Raw genomic sequence first — 14,980 nt, 5'->3', positions numbered from 1 at the left:
TTGTTCTCTATGGAAGCCTTCCTCGTCTCGACCGGCCTCGTGGCCGTCGCCGAAATCGGCGACAAGACCCAGCTGCTGGCCCTGTTGCTGGCCGCGCGATTCCGAAAACCCGCGCCGATCATTCTCGGCATCCTCGTCGCCACCATCGCCAACCACGCCCTGGCCGCCTGGGTCGGGGTCGCGGCCGCCGCACTGCTGAGCGGCCCGTGGATGAAGTGGGTGCTGGGCCTGGCCTTCATCGGCTTCGGCGTCTGGGCGCTGATTCCCGACACGTTCGAGGAGAGCGACAAGCCCAAGGACCGGGCCGGCGTGTTCCTGACCACCCTGGTGGCGTTCTTCTTCGTGGAAATGGGCGATAAGACCCAGGTCGCGACCGTCGCCCTGGCGGCGAAGTTCCACCAGGTGCTGGTGGTCGCGGCGGGCACCACGCTGGGCATGATGATCGCCAACGTGCCGGCGGTGCTGATCGGCGAGGCCGCGGCCACCCGCCTGCCGCTCAAGTACATCCGCTGGGCCGCGGCGGCGTCCTTCGCGGCGATCGGGGTCTGGATCCTGGTCGCGAGCTAACCCGCGGTCAGCGGCCAGAACCAGGCGATCAGCGGCGCGCCCAGGACCAGCACCAGCAAGGTCAGGGGCGCGCCCAGACGGGGATAGTCGGCGAATCGGTAGCCGCCCGGCCCCATCACCAGGGTGTTGCACTGGTGGCCGATGGGCGTGAGGAAGTCCGACGCCGCGCCGACCGCCACCGCCATCAGGAACGGGTCGGGATTGAGCCCCAACTGGCGAGCCATGCTGGCCCCGACCGGCGCGACGATCAGCACGGTCGCGGCGTTGTTGAGGAACGGCGTAGCGGCCATGGCCACGGCCATGATCGACACCAGGGCGATCATCGGCGACTGGCCGCGAAACACGCTGGAGAGCCAGCCGCCGATCAGTTCGGCCCCGCCGGTCGTAGAGATCGCCTCCGAGACCGGGATCATCGCAGCGATCAGCACGATCAGCGGCCCGTCGACGGCGGCGTAGGCCTCACGCATGCGCAGGGCGCCGACGACGATCATCGCCACCGCCGCCCCGAAGAAGGCGATGGCTACGGGGACGACCTGGAAGGCGACCAGCACCATGGCCGCCGCCAGGATCACCGCCGGGGCGAGCACGTGGCGGATGCCGCCGAGCCGCACCTCGCGCTCGGCCAACGGCAGCAGGCCGAGCGCAGCCAGGGCGGCGGGCAGCGTGCGCTCCGAACCCTGCAGCACGATGATGTCGCCGGCGCGCAGGCGGATGCGGCCGGGCCGCTGCTTGAGGTCGAAACCGGAGCGGCTGACCGCCAACAGGTTCACGCCCTGCCGGCCGTAGAGGTCCGACTGCTGGGCCGAGCGGCCGATCAGTTCCGATTCGCCGCCGACCACCGCCTCGACGACGCGGACCTCGTCGGTCGGCTCCTCCATCGCGACCGGTCGGTCGGAACGGGTCAGCCGCAGCTTGCCGCGGTTGATCAGCTCGTCGAGGGGCTGGGGCTCGCCCTGCAGCAGGAGCACGTCGCCGGGGCGGACCTTGGTGTTGGGATGCGGCCGGGGGCGGCGACGGCCGCCGCTGAGCAGCATCATCACCCGCGCCTCGCCGCCGGCCAGATCGTGCAACGCGCCGATCCGCAGGCCCGCCAGGGGCCAGTCCTCGGGAGCCTCGACCTCGGTGAGGTAGGCGTTGGCGGCCAGGGCCTCCTCGAGGTTGACGGCCGGCGCGCGATCCTTGGGCAGGATGCGGTAGGCGAAGGCCAGAAACACAAAGCCGATCGCCGCCAGCGCCAGGCCGACCGGCGCATAGTCGTACATGCCGAACGGCTTGCCGAGCAGTTCCTCGCGGACCTGCGAGACGATGATGTTGGGCGCGGTGCCGACCAGGGTGACGATGCCGCCGAGCATCGCCCCGAACGCCATCGGCATCAGCAGTCGCGAGGGTGAGGATCCGGTGCGGCGCGAGAGCTGCAGCGCCACCGGCATCAGGATGGCCAGGGCGCCGACGTTCTTGGTGGCGGTCGAGAGGATCGTCACCGCCGCGGTGAGCACCGGGACCTGGCTGCGCTCGGTCTTCAGCCGCGGGATCAGCGGGCGCAGCGCCGCCTCGACGATGCCGGACTTGGCGAAGGCGGCGCTGACCACCAGGGCCGCGGCGATGATCACCGTGATGTCGTTGGAGAAGCCGTCGAAAGCGCTCTTGGCCGGGACCACGCCGATCGCCACGCCGGCCAGCAGCGCGCAAATCGCGATGACGTCATAGCGGAAGCGCCCCCAGATGAAGGCGCCGATGGTCAGCGCGACGAGTCCGAAGGCCAGTCCCTGGTCGAGCGTCATCGTCGCTACCTGCCCCGCCCTCTGCGGCGGAGCTTGGACAACGCCGCACGGCGGCGAAGGCTGCGCCCTTCCGCAAATCAAGGGGCCCAAAGCAAAAGAGCCCGGCCTTTCGGCCGGGCTCTCCGCTAGATCGGCTGATCGCCGAGATCGACTTAGAAGTTGATGTCGATCGTCGAGCGGCGGTTCAGCGGTTCCTTCACGCCGTCGGCGGTCGGGACGGCGAGTTGGGTTTCGCCCTTCCAATCCACTTGCAGCGCGCCTTGGTTCACGCCCAGGCCCACGAGGGCGTCGGCGGTGGCCTTCGCACGACGTTCCGACAGGCGGACGTTGTACGCAGCCGAACCCGAGGTGTCGGTGTGGCCGACCACGATCACGCGGGTCGCGTTGCCGCTGGTCGCGTAGGTCGCAGCTTCCTGGATCACCGTCTGGGCTTCCGGCGTCAGCACGTACTGATCGAACGGGAAGTAGACGATGAACTGCTTGGCCTCATACGCCGGCGGAGGCGGCGGCGGAGGCGGAGGCGGCGGGGGAGGCGGCGGCGGGGGCGGCGGGGGCGGCGGCGGGGGCGGCGGCGGCGCGAACGAGTAGCGCAGGCCGACGGTCACCGACTGGTCGTTGTATTCGCCCGTAAAGACGCCCGGCTGCAGAGCGTGCGAACCGGTCGACGCGAAGTCGAGGTCCGTGCCGCCCAGGTAGCGGTAGGTCAGGTCGACGTTCAGACGGTCGGTCGCGCGCCAGGCCAGACCAGCGATCAGCTGCCAGGCCAGGGCGGTGTCGTCGTCGTCGATGGTCAGGTTCTGGATCGACGGGTTGGCGGCGCTGAACGCACCGGTCACCGACGAGAACTGGCCGACGGCGTCGACGGTCACGTGGTTGATACCGATACCGGCGCCGACGAACGGATTGATGACCGCGCCGGGGGCGATGTCATAGATCACGTTGCCCATCAGGGTCCACGACGTGATGTCGCCCGAGGCCGCGCCGCAGTTCGGGGCGGCGGCCGAGCGGACCACGCCCGGGGTGCAGAGGCCGAGGATCGAGTTGTTCGAACCACCGCGGATCGACTCGATGTCGCCCGGACGGTAGCCGCCTTCGAGTTCGACGCGCCAATGCTCGTTCAGCTGGTAGCCGAGACGGGCGAAGCCGGTCCAGTCTTCTTCCTGGTTGAAGGTCCAGTTGTAGGGCGAACCGCCAGCGGCGTTGTTCGACGATTCACCGTCGATGCCGTCCGGCCAGTGATAGCCGAGGTCGACGGCGCCATACCAACCAACTTCTTGCGCCGAAGCACCCGACGCGGCGAACACCGCAGCCAGGGCGGCCCCCGCTAGGAGTTTGAATTTCATATTCAGAGCCCTCTCTTGCCCTCTGCTGCGGCCAAATGACCCAGCGCTGTTATATCAAGGCCCAACCATTACGAAAGTGTCGCTAGAGCAACACCTTCGCCAATTCGCCGGCGCCTCTCAAATCCAACCCCAGGACGTTACACAATCTTCCCCTAGGCGATCAACTTCGGGGCGAGAGACACATCCCTCGTTCGGTCGTCAACGATGCGCCTGGGCTACATCACGACGCCGAATTCTTGTTGTCGGCTTACGTCCCCGAAAGGCGTCCACGCTGCGCAGCGCGCGCACCACTCGGCTGGAGCCGATTGATTCTCTTGAACTATGAGCGCACTCGCCAGGACCGTCCAGTCCACGCGGGGCGCGAATGTCCGCACACCGCAAGCAAGCACCCAGATGTCTGGCTGGCCACTCCCCCTTCGCCTAAGACGCGAATCTCGTCTCCGGTTCCAGCGGACAACGTCGCCTCAACGGCTTAGTTCCGTCTCGACCGTCAGTTTTCTTGCGCGCGTCGGTAGCGCCGGACTCTTCCCCCCAGAGCCTCGGGCCGATTGAGCGCCTTTCGGAACTCATCGCGCCGCTCGTGGATCGATGCGATGATTAGTCCCATTGGCACCCCGATCTCAACCAAAACCGCCTCCGACAATTGTAAACTAGCTTCAACCGTCTCGGGCACGGCGTCGGTGGCGCCCAGCTCGTAGAGCCGCTGGGCCTGGCGCGCGTCGCGGGCGCGGGCGACGATGGTCAGGTCCGGCCGCATGGCCCGCGCGGTGGCGACGATCGCCTCCACCCCCTCGGGCGAATCCATGGTCACCACCAGGGCCGGGGCGCTCTCCAGCCCGCAGCGGCGCAGGAACTCCTGGCGCGAAGCGTCGCCGAAGTAGATCGCCTCGCCGGCATGGCGGGCGGCCTCGACCAGCTTCGGATCGCGCTCGGCCGCCACCCAGGCGATGTCGTGCCGGTGCAGCATGTCGCCGACCAGCTTGCCGACCCGGCCGTAGCCGACGACCAGCACCTTGGGCGTCTCGGCGGCGGCCGCGTCGGCGGCGGGCGCAGCCGCCGGCTCGGCCGCCAGCCCCTGGCCGCCGGTCTTGCGCCCGCCCAGCCGCAGGCCCGCCGCGGCCAGCAGCGGAATGCACATCATCGAGATGGTCGAGGAGACCAGCACCATCTGGCCCAGCGGCCGCGGGACGATGCCGTCGCCCATGGCCGCCGACAGGATGACGTAGGCGAACTCCCCGCCCCCGGCGAGCAGCAGGCCGGCCTCCAGCGCCCCGCGCCAGGGCAGGCCGAACAACCGTCCGAGCCCGAACACCACCGTGGCGTTGAGCGCCACGACGCCGACCGACATGCCCAGGATCGCCCACGGCTTGGCGGCCAGCAGCGACAGGTCGAGCCCGATGCCGACCGAGAGGAAGAACAGGCCGAGCAGCAGGCCCTTGAACGGCTCGATGGTGACCTCGACCTCATGGCGGTACTCGGTCTCGGCCAGCAGCAGGCCGGCGATGAACGCCCCCAGGGCCATGGAGAGGCCGGTCAGCGCGCTGACCAGACCTGCGCCGATGACCACCAGCAGGCAGGCGGCCATGAACAGTTCCTCGCTCTTGGCGCGGGCCACCGACTTGAGCATCGGGCGCAGCAGCAGCCGGCCGAAGGCGACCAGGATCATCACCCCGAGCGCGGCCGGCGCGAAGGCCAGCAGCAGGCGCGGCGAGAACACCGCATCCTCGCCGCCGCCGCGGCCGAGGATCGCCAGGGTCACCAGGATCGGGGCGACGGCCAGGTCCTGGAACAGCAGCACGGAGAAGGTGGCCCGCCCAGCGGGCGAGTGCTGGCGCTTGTGCTCGGTCAGGATCTGCATGACCACCGCGGTCGAGGATAGCGCCAGGGCCGCCCCGATCGCCGCGGCCGGGGCGACATCCAGCCCGAGGGCCATGGCCGCCAGAGCGATGGCCGCCAGGCACAGGCTGACCTGCAGCGCGCCCATGCCGAACACCCAGCGCCGCATCAAGCGCAGACGCTCCCACGACAGCTCCAGGCCGATCATGAACAGCAGGAAGACCACCCCGAACTCGGCCAACTGGGCGATTTCGTCGGGATTGGCGATGGTGAAGTAGCCGAGCCAGGGAAAGGCGCCGCTAAAGGCGCCCAGGCCGAAAGGGCCAAGGACGACCCCCGCGCCGAGGAAGCCGAGGATGGGACTGATCCGCCAGCGGCGGAACAAAGGCACGATCACGCCGGCGGTGGCGAGAAAGAGGACGACATCCTTATATTCGCCGGGCGAAACGTGACCTTCCATGCGCTCTCCTTCTGTGATGAGCGCCACTATGGGGTTTCGACGCCTCTTGCGTAACCCGTTGGGCGGACCTTAAGACGCCCGCCCATGCACTTCGGCCGAAAAAAGCGCGCGGCGCGGGCGAGCCTGGGGGGCCTGGGGGGCCTTGCGGCCCTTCTGGCCTTGTTCGCCGAGGCGCTGCTGCCGGGCGCCGCCGTGGCGGCCGAATCGCTTTCGACCGCTCGCGTCGAGCTCTGCACCGAGAACGGCGCCGAGACGGCGGTCATCGGCGCCGACGGCCAGGAGCGGAAAGGCGGCGTCGCCGGACTGCCCCGCCACGATTGTCTGGCCGCCGCCCTGGCCGCCGTCGTCACGCCCGAACTGGCGGTCGCGCCGGCCAAGGCCCGCCCTGCCTGATCGTCTGAGCCGAAACCGACCGCACCGTCCGCGCGCCTGCGGCCGAACCCCACCAACGCTAGAGGACGCCCCCCATGCGACACCTTGCGATCATCGCCGCCGCCGCTGCGGCCCTGACCTTGTCCACCGCCGCCCAGGCGGCGAGCTATCGGCTCGGAACCCTGGAGGTGGTCGACCCGTGGAGCCGGCCGGCCGCCGCGAACGGCAACGGCGGCGGCTTCATGACCATCGTCAACCGCGGGGCCGGCGCCGACGCCCTGGTCGCGGTCGAGACCCCGGCGGCGCGCAAGACCGAGGTGCACCGCTCCTCGACCGCCGGCGGGGTGATGAAGATGGAGCGCCAAGACGCCGGCGTCGCCATCCAGGCCGGCAAGCAGGTGGCCTTCGCGCCCGGCGGCTATCACGTGATGTTCCTGGGCCTGACCAAGGCGACCAAACTCGGCGACAAGATCCCGGCGACGCTGGTCTTCAAGAGCGGCGCGAAGCTGAAGGTCGAGTTCCAGGTGGCCGCGGCCGCGCCCGGAACCGCAAGCGGCAAGGCGCCGGCGGCGGATGCGCACCACCATCACTGAGCCGTTACGCGGCAAGGCGCAGCGATGACCAAGGGCGGCGTTGACAGCGCCGCCCCCCGCGTCGTCTATGCCCTCCATATTTTAAGAATGGAGGATCGTCCTTGGTTTGGAATTACGCCAACCTCTGGGAGTCCGTCGCCGACGCGACCCCTGACCGCCCCGCCCTCATCCATGGCGAGCGTCGCCTGAGCTGGCGCGAATTCGACCGCCGCGCCAACGCCCTGGCCCAGGCCATGGTCCAGGCCGGCCTGACCCAGCAGTCGAAGGTGGCGGCCTATCTCTACAACGGGCCCGAGTACCTCGAGAGCTACTACGCCGCCTTCAAGGCCGGCCTCGTCCCGTTCAACACCAACTATCGCTACGGCGGCGACGAACTGACCTATCTGTTCGACAACGCCGACGCCGAGGCCGTGGTGTTCCACGCCTCGTTCGCCGAGATGGCCGACAAGGTGCGCGGCCGCCTGCCCAAGGTGAAGATCTGGATCGCCGTGCCGGAAGCCGGCCATCCGGTCCCCGACTGGGCAGCCGACTACGACGCCATCGTCGCGGCCGGCGCCGACCGCTTCGAAGCCCCCTGGGGCCGCACCGCCGACGACCTGCTGATCATGTACACCGGCGGCACCACCGGCATGCCCAAGGGCGTGATGTGGCGCCAGGAGGACCTGTTCAAGGCGCTGGGCGGCGGGGCCAACCTGCTGCTCGGCCTGCCGCCGTTGGAGACCGTGGCCGAAGCCGGCCAGCGGGCCAAGGCGGTCGACGCTTCGGGCGCGCCGCTGAACATCACCATCCCGGTCGCCCCGCTGATGCACGCCACCGGCCAGTTCATCTCGTTCGGGACCCTGATCTCGGGCGGTGCGGTCGCCACCCTGACCGGCCGCAAGTTCGACCCGGCGGTGCTGTTCGACGAGGTCGAGCGCCTGGAGGCCGCCGGCCTGATCATCGTCGGCCCGGCCTTCGCCGCGCCGATGCTGGAGACCCTGGACGCCAATCCGGGCCGCTGGACCATGCCGTCGCTGAAGCGCATCGCCTCGTCGGGCGCCATGTGGGGTCTGGAAAACAAGCAAGGCCTGCTGAAGCACCTGCCGAACGTGATGCTGATGGACAGCCTCGGCTCGTCCGAGGCCCTGGGCCTGGCGTCCTCGACCTCGGGCGCGGGCCAGGCGACCAGCACCGCCAAGTTCGTGACCGGCCCCAACGCGGCGGTGTTCACCGAGGACGGCGTGCGGGTCGAGGCCGGCTCGGGCGTCCGCGGCCTGGTCGCGGTCGGCGGCCACACGCCGATCGGCTACTACAAGGATGAGGAAAAGTCGGCCAAGACCTTCCGCACCTTCGAAGGTCGCCGCTGGAGCGTGCCGGGCGACTGGGCGACCGTCGAGGCCGACGGCTCGATCACCCTGCTGGGTCGCGGCTCGCAGGTGATCAACACCGGCGGCGAGAAGGTCTTCCCCGAAGAGGTCGAAGAAGCCCTGAAGCGTTTCCCGGGCGTGCGCGACGCGGCCGTGGTCGGGCTGCCCGACCCGCGCTTCGGCGAGCGTATCGGCGCGATCGTGGACTTCGGCGGCGACAACCTGCCGACCCTGGCCGAGCTGTCGGCGCACGTGAAGGGCCTGCTGGCCGACTACAAGGCCCCGCGCGAGCTGGTGCTGGCCCCGGTGGCCCGCGCCCCCAACGGGAAGCTGGACTACAAGGCGCTGAAGGCCCAGGCGATCGCCGCCCTGTCCACCGACGCCTAACGTAACAAAAAAGTAACGTGCTTCAGAGGGCGCGGCCGGTCCACGGTCGCGCCCTCTTCGTAAGACCCTCAGAAGGCTCGAAAATACCGATGAAGACCCTCTGGCTGGGCGCGGCTTCCGCCGCGGCCCTTCTCTGCGTGTCGGCCCCGGCGCTGGCGGACAACCTGCCCGACCTCTCCAAGGCGCCGCGAATGGGCCCCTGGGGCTTCGACATGGCCGGCCGCGACACCTCAGTGGCCCCGTCGCACGACTTCTTCGAGTACGCCAACGGCACTTACCTGAAGAAGCTCGAAATTCCGTCGGACCGCTCGCGCTTCGGGGCCTTCGACGCCCTGCAGGACCTGTCGCAGGAGCGCATGCGCGCGGTGACCGAGAAGGCCGCCGCCAACAAGGCCGCGACCGGCGAGGAGGCCCAGGTCGGCGCCTTCTACCGAAGCTACATGGATGAAGCCGCGGTCGAGGCCCTGGGCGCCAAGCCGCTGGCCGGCGACCTGGCCGCCATCGGCAAGATCAAGACCAAGGCCGAGCTGGCCGGCCTGATGGGCGCGACGATGCGCCAGTTCGGCGGCGCGTTCTTCGGAAGCTACATCCACGACGACGCCAAGGCGCCCGATCGGTACACCGTCTATGTCAACCAGGGCGGGCTGGGCATGCCCGACCGCGATTACTACCTGGCCGACCGCTTCAAGACCCAGAAGGCCGCCTACCAGGCCTATGTCGCCAAGCAGCTGACCCTGGCCGGCTGGGCCAAACCGGCCGAGCACGCCGCCGCCATCGTCGCCCTGGAGACCCAGATCGCCGAGGCGTCCTGGACGCGAGCCGAGAGCCGCGACGACGACAAGACCTACAACCCCTACACCGTCGCCGATCTGCAGGCGTACGCGCCAGGCTTCGATTGGGCCGCCTACCTGAAGGGCGCCAAGCTGGACACGGTCGACCGCGTCGTCGTCGCCCAGAACACCGCGTTCCCGAAGATCGCCAAGATCTTCGCCGACACGCCGATGGACACCCTGAAGGCGTGGTCGGCGTTCCACCTGGTCGACCAGGCCGCCCCGTACCTGTCCAAGGACTTCGTCCAGGCCAGCTTCGAGTTCCGCAACAAGACCCTGTCGGGCCAGCCCGAGCAGCGGCCGCGCTGGAAGCGCGCGGTGGCGGCCACCGACAACAACCTCGGCGACCCGCTGGGCAAGCTCTATGTCGCGGCCTACTTCCCGCCGGAGAGCAAGGCGAAGATGGAGACGCTGGTCGCCAACGTCAAAATCGCCATGAAGGGCCGGATCGAGAAGCTCGAGTGGATGGGCCCGGACACCAAGGCCAAGGCCCTGGAGAAGCTGTCGAAGTTCGGCGCCAAGATCGGCTATCCGGACAAGTGGCGCGACTTCTCGGGCCTGGAGGTCAAGGACGGCGACCTCTACGGCAACGTCAAGCGGGCCAGCGCCTTCGACTGGGACTACCGCGTCGCCCGCCTCGGCGGCCCGGTCGACAAGGACGAGTGGCTGATGACCCCGGCCACGATCAACGCCTACTACCTGTCGACCAAAAACGAGATCGCCTTCCCGGCCGCCATCCTGCAGCCGCCGTTCTTCGATCCCGACGGCGACCCGGCGGTGAACTACGGCGCCATCGGCGGGGTGATCGGCCACGAGATCACCCACGGTTTCGACGACCAGGGCCGCAAGTCCGACGGCGACGGCAAGCTGACCGACTGGTGGACGGCCGAGGACGCGGCCAAGTTCGACGCCCAGGCCAAGAAGTTCGGCGCGCAGTATTCGGCAGTCGAGGTGCTGCCGGGCGCGCGCATCAACGGCGACCTGACCATGGGCGAGAACATCGCCGACCTGGGCGGCCTGCTGGTGGCGCTGGACGCCTATCGCCTGTCGCTGAACGGCCAGCCCTCGCCGGTCATCGAGGGCGTCACCGGCGACCAGCGGGTGTTCCTGGGCTGGGCCCAGGTGTGGCGCGGCAAGTACCGCGAGGACATGATGCGCCAGCAGCTGGTCTCGGACCCGCACTCGCCGCCCCAGTACCGCGTCGACGTGCCGGTCAAGAACATCGACGCCTTCTACGAGGCGTTCGGCGTCAAGCCGGGCGACGGCATGTACCTGGCCCCAGGCGACCGGGTGCGGATCTGGTAGGGCGCGGCTGAGGTCGCGAGAAGGGCGGCGCCCCAGCCCGGGGTCGCCGCCTTTTCTTTGGGTTTCGATGTTTTTGACATTTTGGTCAAAATTTTCGTCGGCCAAAAATTTGGCCCGCTGCGGGGGATAATCGCAGCGGGCCATATTTTGAGCAGTCGCTCTTATAGAGCGGGCGTTTCCTCCCCGAAACGCCGGAGACTGTCGGACTTGGTGGCCGTCATGTCTCTCGCAGGACTGAGAAAACGGTAATTTCTGACCCGAGTCAATGCGCCGAAATCGATGAACTCTGGATTTATCGATCAGATTTGCGCGAGCGGGATATTTTCGCCCGTTTTGGGGATTCTTTTTGACGGTATCGTCAATTCCTCACTCGCCTGCGTAGTTCATCGCTCGACACACAACCCACGTCATAGACGAAGTCCGGCCGCGAAGCAGTCACCGGCCCGATTCCGGCGGCCGCCAGCGTCAAGGACGCCTCGGCCACCTTGCCGGCCGGCACCAGCAACCCGTTGGGACGGCGGGTCGCGCCGTCCGCCACCAGGGCGTCGACGACCGGCGTCTCGCGCGGATCGGCCGGCCAGATCAGGGTGGCGCTGTCGTGGGCGGCGGCGCGCGCCTCGATGACCCGCAGCAACCGCTCGGCCGCCGCAAGTTGATCTTGGCTCCAGGATGCACGCAGCGAGGCCGTCAGATGGGCCTGGCTCTTCAGGATCACCCCGTCGCCGAGCACCTTCAGGCCGTTGGCGACCAGGGTCGCGCCGGTGGTGGTGATATCGACCACCAGCTCAGCCGAGCCGGCCGCCGGCGCTCCCTCGGTCGCGCCCCCGGATTCGGTGATCCGGTAGTCGGCGACCCCATGCCGTGCGAAAAACGCCCGGGTCTGGACCAGATACTTGGTCGCCACCCGCATGCGCCGGCCCGAGCGGGCCAGCAGGTCGTGGCCCACCTCCTCGAGGTCGGCCATGGTCTCGACGTCGATCCAGCTCTTGGGCACGGCGACGACGAGGTCGGCGCGGCCGAAGCCGAGCGCGCGCAACAGCAGCACCCGGGCGTCGACGTCGCCGCCGCGTTCGCGCAGCAGGTCCTCGCCGGTGACGCCGAGGTGCACCTCGCCAAGGTCCAGCGCCTCGGCGATATCGCCGGCCGACAGCAGCCGCACCTGGATGCCGGGCACGCCCTTGAGCTCAGCCATGTAGCCGCGCGATCCGCCGGCCACGGACAGCTTCAGGCCGCAGTCGCCGAGCCAGGCCTCGACCTGCTCCTTCAGGCGCCCCTTCGACGGGACGGCGAGAATAAGGGGTTCGCTCACGACTCGCCTCCCGCCCAGGCCCGCCAGGGCCGGACCACGCATCCGACGGCGCGCGCGCCGCTCGCTCCGCCCAGCCGCGAGGGCAGGCTGTCATAGCGCCCGCCGACCGCGACGCTGCGCTCGGGATCGAGCGCGGCCGAGCGGACCTCGAAGGTCAGGCCGTCATAGTAGTCAAAGGCGTGACCCAGGGCGGTCGCAAAGCGCATCTTCGCCGCCGGCACGCCGGCCGCGGTCAGCAGTTCCAGGCGCTCGGCCCAGGCCGCCAGCGGGACGTCCAGCGCCCCGGCGCCGGCCACCGCCCGCATCGCGTCGAAGGCCGCCTGCGGCGCATCCTCGATGGCCAGGAAGCGGCGGATGCGGTCGGCCTGATCGCCGGTCAGGGCCGGGGCCTGGGCCGCCTGGGCGCGGCGGATCAGCCGCTGGGCGATCTCGGCCGGGCCACGGCCGCCGACCGGGTCGATCCCGGCCAGGGCCCAGACCTCTTCCAGCACAGTGGCGGCCTCGGCCTCCGACAGGCCCGAGAGCAGGCCGGCGAGCTTGCCGTCGTCGCTCGGCGCGGCGGCCACGCCTTCGGCGCGGGCCAACTCGGCGGCCAGCAGCCGCGGGCGCGCGGCGACCCGCTTGACCCGCGCGGCCAGCGGGGCGGCGAGCCCCAGGGTGTCGACGAAGGCGGCGAAGAGCGCGATGTCGCCGAGCCACAGGGAAAGGTCGCCGCGTCCGCCGGCCACGGCCGAGCGCCAGGCCAGGGCGGCGATCTGGGCGTCGGCTTGCGCCACCGAGGCTTCGGCTCCGTCAAAGCTCTCCAGGCCGATCTGGCGGAACTCGTCGGGACGGCCCGGCTCGGGCGAGGCGCGGAAGGCCTTGCCCTCATAAAAATAGCGGCCGGAGGAACGGCCGCTTTCGAGGTGCTGGCGCACCACCGGGACGGTGAAGTCGGGGCGCAGGCAGGTCTCCTGCCCGCCTTCCGACTGCACGACGAACAGCCGCGGGCGCATGGCCTCGCCGGCCAGCTCCAGCAGCAGGCCGAGCGGCTGCAGGATCGGGGCGTCGACGACCTCGGCCGCCTGGTCCAGGAACGGCGCGCGGATGGCGGCCAGCGGCTCGGCGGGAACGGCGGGTTCGGCGCTCATCGGCCGGCCTCGATGATCTTGCCCACGGCCGCGACCAGCTCGGCGCGGTCGATGGTCTGCTGGCCCGGACGCTGTTCGCGCCACTCGGCGTTGTCGGCCACGCCCGAGGAGAGCGCGCGGCCGAGGTCGAGGTCCTTGATGGTGACCTTGCCGGCGGCGATCTCGTCGCCGCCCAGCATGATCGCGGCCGGCGCCATGCGGCGGTCGGCGTACTTCATCTGGGCCTTCATGCCGGCCGAGCCGAGATAGACCTCGGCCGGAATGCCGGCGGCGCGCAGTTCGCCGACCACCGAGAAGTAGTGCGTCATGTCGTCCGGGGTGAAGGCGATCACCACCACCGGGCCGCGGATGTCGTCGCCGAGGTCCTTGCCGGCCGCGCGGAGGGCCGAGACCAGACGTGAGACGCCGAACGAGAAGCCGGTGGCCGGCACCTGCTCGCCGGTGAAGCGGGCGACGAGGTCGTCATAGCGGCCGCCGCCGCCGATCGAGCCGAAGCGGACGCCGCGGCCTTTCTCGTCCTTGGTCTTGAGCAACAGCTCGGCCTCGAACACCGCCCCGGTGTAGTACTCGAGCCCCCGCACGATCGAGGGGTCGAAGGCGGCCCGCTCGACGCCGACCCCGAGGCTGGTCAGGGCCTTGTCGATCGCCGCCAGTTCGGCCAGGCCTGCGTCGCCCTCGGCCGAGCCGCCGATGATGCCCGCGATCTGGTCGAGGGTTTCGGAACGGCCGCTCAAGCCCGCGCCGACGAAGGCCAGCACCGCCTCGGCGCCGGCCGCGTCGAGGCCCGCGCCCTTGGTGAAGTCGCCGGACTCGTCCTTGCGGCCCTCGCCCAGCAGCAGGCGCACGCCGTCCGGACCCAGGCGGTCCAGCTTGTCGACGGCGCGCAGCACCGCCAGCTTCTGGGCGTCGTCCTTGACGCCGGCCGTGGTCAGCAGGCCGTTCAGGAGCTTGCGGTTGTTGATCTTGATGATCGCCGAGCCGCTCGGCAGGCCAGCGGCTTCCAGCCCCTCGACCGCCATGGCGATGATCTCGGCGTCGGCTTCGGGCCGGGCCGAGCCGACGGTGTCGGCGTCGCACTGGATGAATTCGCGGAAGCGGCCGGGACCGGGCTTCTCGTTGCGCCAGACCGGGCCGAAGGCGTAGCGGCGGAACGGCTTGGGCAGCCCTTCCTTGGTCTCGGCCACGAACCGCGCCAGCGGCGCGGTCAGGTCGTAGCGCAGGGCCATCCACTGGTCGTCGTCGTCCTGCAGGGCGAAGACGCCCTCGTTCGGACGGTCGGCGTCGGGCAGGAACTTGCCCAGGGCGTCGGCGTACTCGAAGGCTCCGGTGTCGAAGGCCTCGAAACCGTAGCGTTCATAGACGGCGGAGACCTTGGCCAGGATCTGGCGCTCGGCGGCCAGGTCGCGGGCGCGGCGGTCGTTGAAACCGCGCGGGGCGCGGGCCTCGGGGCGGGGAGCGTCGGTCATGGCGCTCGCCTAGCGGGTCGCAGCGCGCGCGGCAAGGCGCGGCTGGGTTTGAGAAGCGGAGATGTCCATTCGTCAGGTCCTTGAAAAGGAGAACTTCGACGGATGGAGCTGGATCGCCCGGAGCCCCATCCGCTGGTGCGGGTGGCTCGGGCGGGGTCGCTTTTAGGCCATGCGATCCCAGGCCGATCCCGCGTGTGCGGTCGGATGGTGATGGCCGTGATGGTACGAAACCCGGGTCATTGCGACCCGGGTCTT

At 69.7% G+C, this 14,980-nt stretch carries 11 protein-coding genes; 5 read left to right on the top strand and 6 right to left on the bottom strand.

Annotated features, from left to right (window positions below):
• Nucleotides 1-9 precede the first annotated feature (9 nt).
• Entirely contained in the window at nt 10-567 is a 558-nt protein-coding gene (locus OUA97_RS09810) for a TMEM165/GDT1 family protein (RefSeq protein WP_267231714.1), read from the top strand.
• Here the strand turns inward: OUA97_RS09810 and OUA97_RS09805 are convergent.
• From OUA97_RS09805 to OUA97_RS09795, 3 genes are all read right to left on the bottom strand, one after another.
• Nucleotides 564-2,348 (bottom strand): SLC13 family permease, encoded by a 1,785-nt coding sequence (locus OUA97_RS09805; RefSeq protein ID WP_267231713.1) that lies wholly within the window; start codon nt 2,346-2,348, stop codon nt 564-566. The two genes, OUA97_RS09810 and OUA97_RS09805, sit on opposite strands and share 4 nt — an antisense overlap.
• A 152-nt stretch (nt 2,349-2,500) precedes the next feature.
• On the bottom strand, nt 2,501-3,691 hold the full coding sequence (locus tag OUA97_RS09800) for an OmpA family protein (RefSeq protein WP_267231712.1): 1,191 nt from the start codon (nt 3,689-3,691) through the stop codon (nt 2,501-2,503).
• Nucleotides 3,692-4,181: 490 nt separating this feature from the next.
• Complete coding sequence (locus tag OUA97_RS09795; protein WP_267231711.1) at nt 4,182-5,987, bottom strand: cation:proton antiporter; 1,806 nt, start codon at nt 5,985-5,987, stop codon at nt 4,182-4,184.
• Nucleotides 5,988-6,071: 84 nt separating this feature from the next.
• Between OUA97_RS09795 and OUA97_RS09790 the strand changes: the two genes are divergently transcribed.
• The 4 genes from OUA97_RS09790 to OUA97_RS09775 all read left to right on the top strand — a co-directional run bounded on the left by OUA97_RS09790 (nt 6,072) and on the right by OUA97_RS09775 (nt 10,820).
• Nucleotides 6,072-6,380 carry a hypothetical protein gene (locus tag OUA97_RS09790; RefSeq protein WP_267231710.1) on the top strand — a complete coding sequence of 103 codons (309 nt, stop codon included), beginning with the start codon at nt 6,072-6,074 and terminating at the stop codon, nt 6,378-6,380.
• 74 nt (nt 6,381-6,454) lie between these two features.
• Complete coding sequence (locus OUA97_RS09785; protein WP_267231709.1) at nt 6,455-6,952, top strand: copper chaperone PCu(A)C; 498 nt, start codon at nt 6,455-6,457, stop codon at nt 6,950-6,952.
• A 101-nt stretch (nt 6,953-7,053) separates the two neighbouring features.
• Nucleotides 7,054-8,685, top strand: a complete 1,632-nt coding sequence (locus OUA97_RS09780; protein WP_267231708.1) for an AMP-binding protein — start codon at nt 7,054-7,056, stop codon at nt 8,683-8,685.
• 89 nt (nt 8,686-8,774) lie between these two features.
• The gene (locus OUA97_RS09775) at nt 8,775-10,820 is read left to right on the top strand and encodes a M13 family metallopeptidase (protein ID WP_267231707.1); all 2,046 of its coding nucleotides are present in this window, start codon (nt 8,775-8,777) and stop codon (nt 10,818-10,820) included.
• A gap of 358 nt (nt 10,821-11,178) precedes the next feature.
• Here OUA97_RS09775 and hisG read toward each other — a convergent pair whose 3' ends face one another.
• The 3 genes from hisG to hisS are packed head-to-tail and all read right to left on the bottom strand — an operon-like array spanning nt 11,179 to nt 14,725.
• A complete protein-coding gene (hisG, locus tag OUA97_RS09770) occupies nt 11,179-12,129 on the bottom strand; it encodes an ATP phosphoribosyltransferase (RefSeq protein WP_267231706.1) in 951 nt (316 codons plus the stop codon).
• Nucleotides 12,126-13,259 (bottom strand): ATP phosphoribosyltransferase regulatory subunit, encoded by a 1,134-nt coding sequence (locus OUA97_RS09765; protein ID WP_267231705.1) that lies wholly within the window; start codon nt 13,257-13,259, stop codon nt 12,126-12,128. The genes hisG and OUA97_RS09765 overlap by 4 nt, the downstream gene beginning before the upstream one ends.
• A complete protein-coding gene (gene hisS / locus OUA97_RS09760) occupies nt 13,256-14,725 on the bottom strand; it encodes a histidine--tRNA ligase (RefSeq protein ID WP_267231704.1) in 1,470 nt (489 codons plus the stop codon). Before hisS ends, OUA97_RS09765 begins: the two co-directional genes overlap by 4 nt.
• Nucleotides 14,726-14,980: the final 255 nt, after the last annotated feature.

Origin of the sequence: Phenylobacterium sp. 58.2.17, from assembly GCF_026411515.1 — a bacterium.
Classification (GTDB): domain Bacteria; phylum Pseudomonadota; class Alphaproteobacteria; order Caulobacterales; family Caulobacteraceae; genus Phenylobacterium.
The sequence above is the reverse complement of the archived record's forward strand: the minus strand, read 5'-3'. Positions and strand labels throughout refer to the sequence as shown.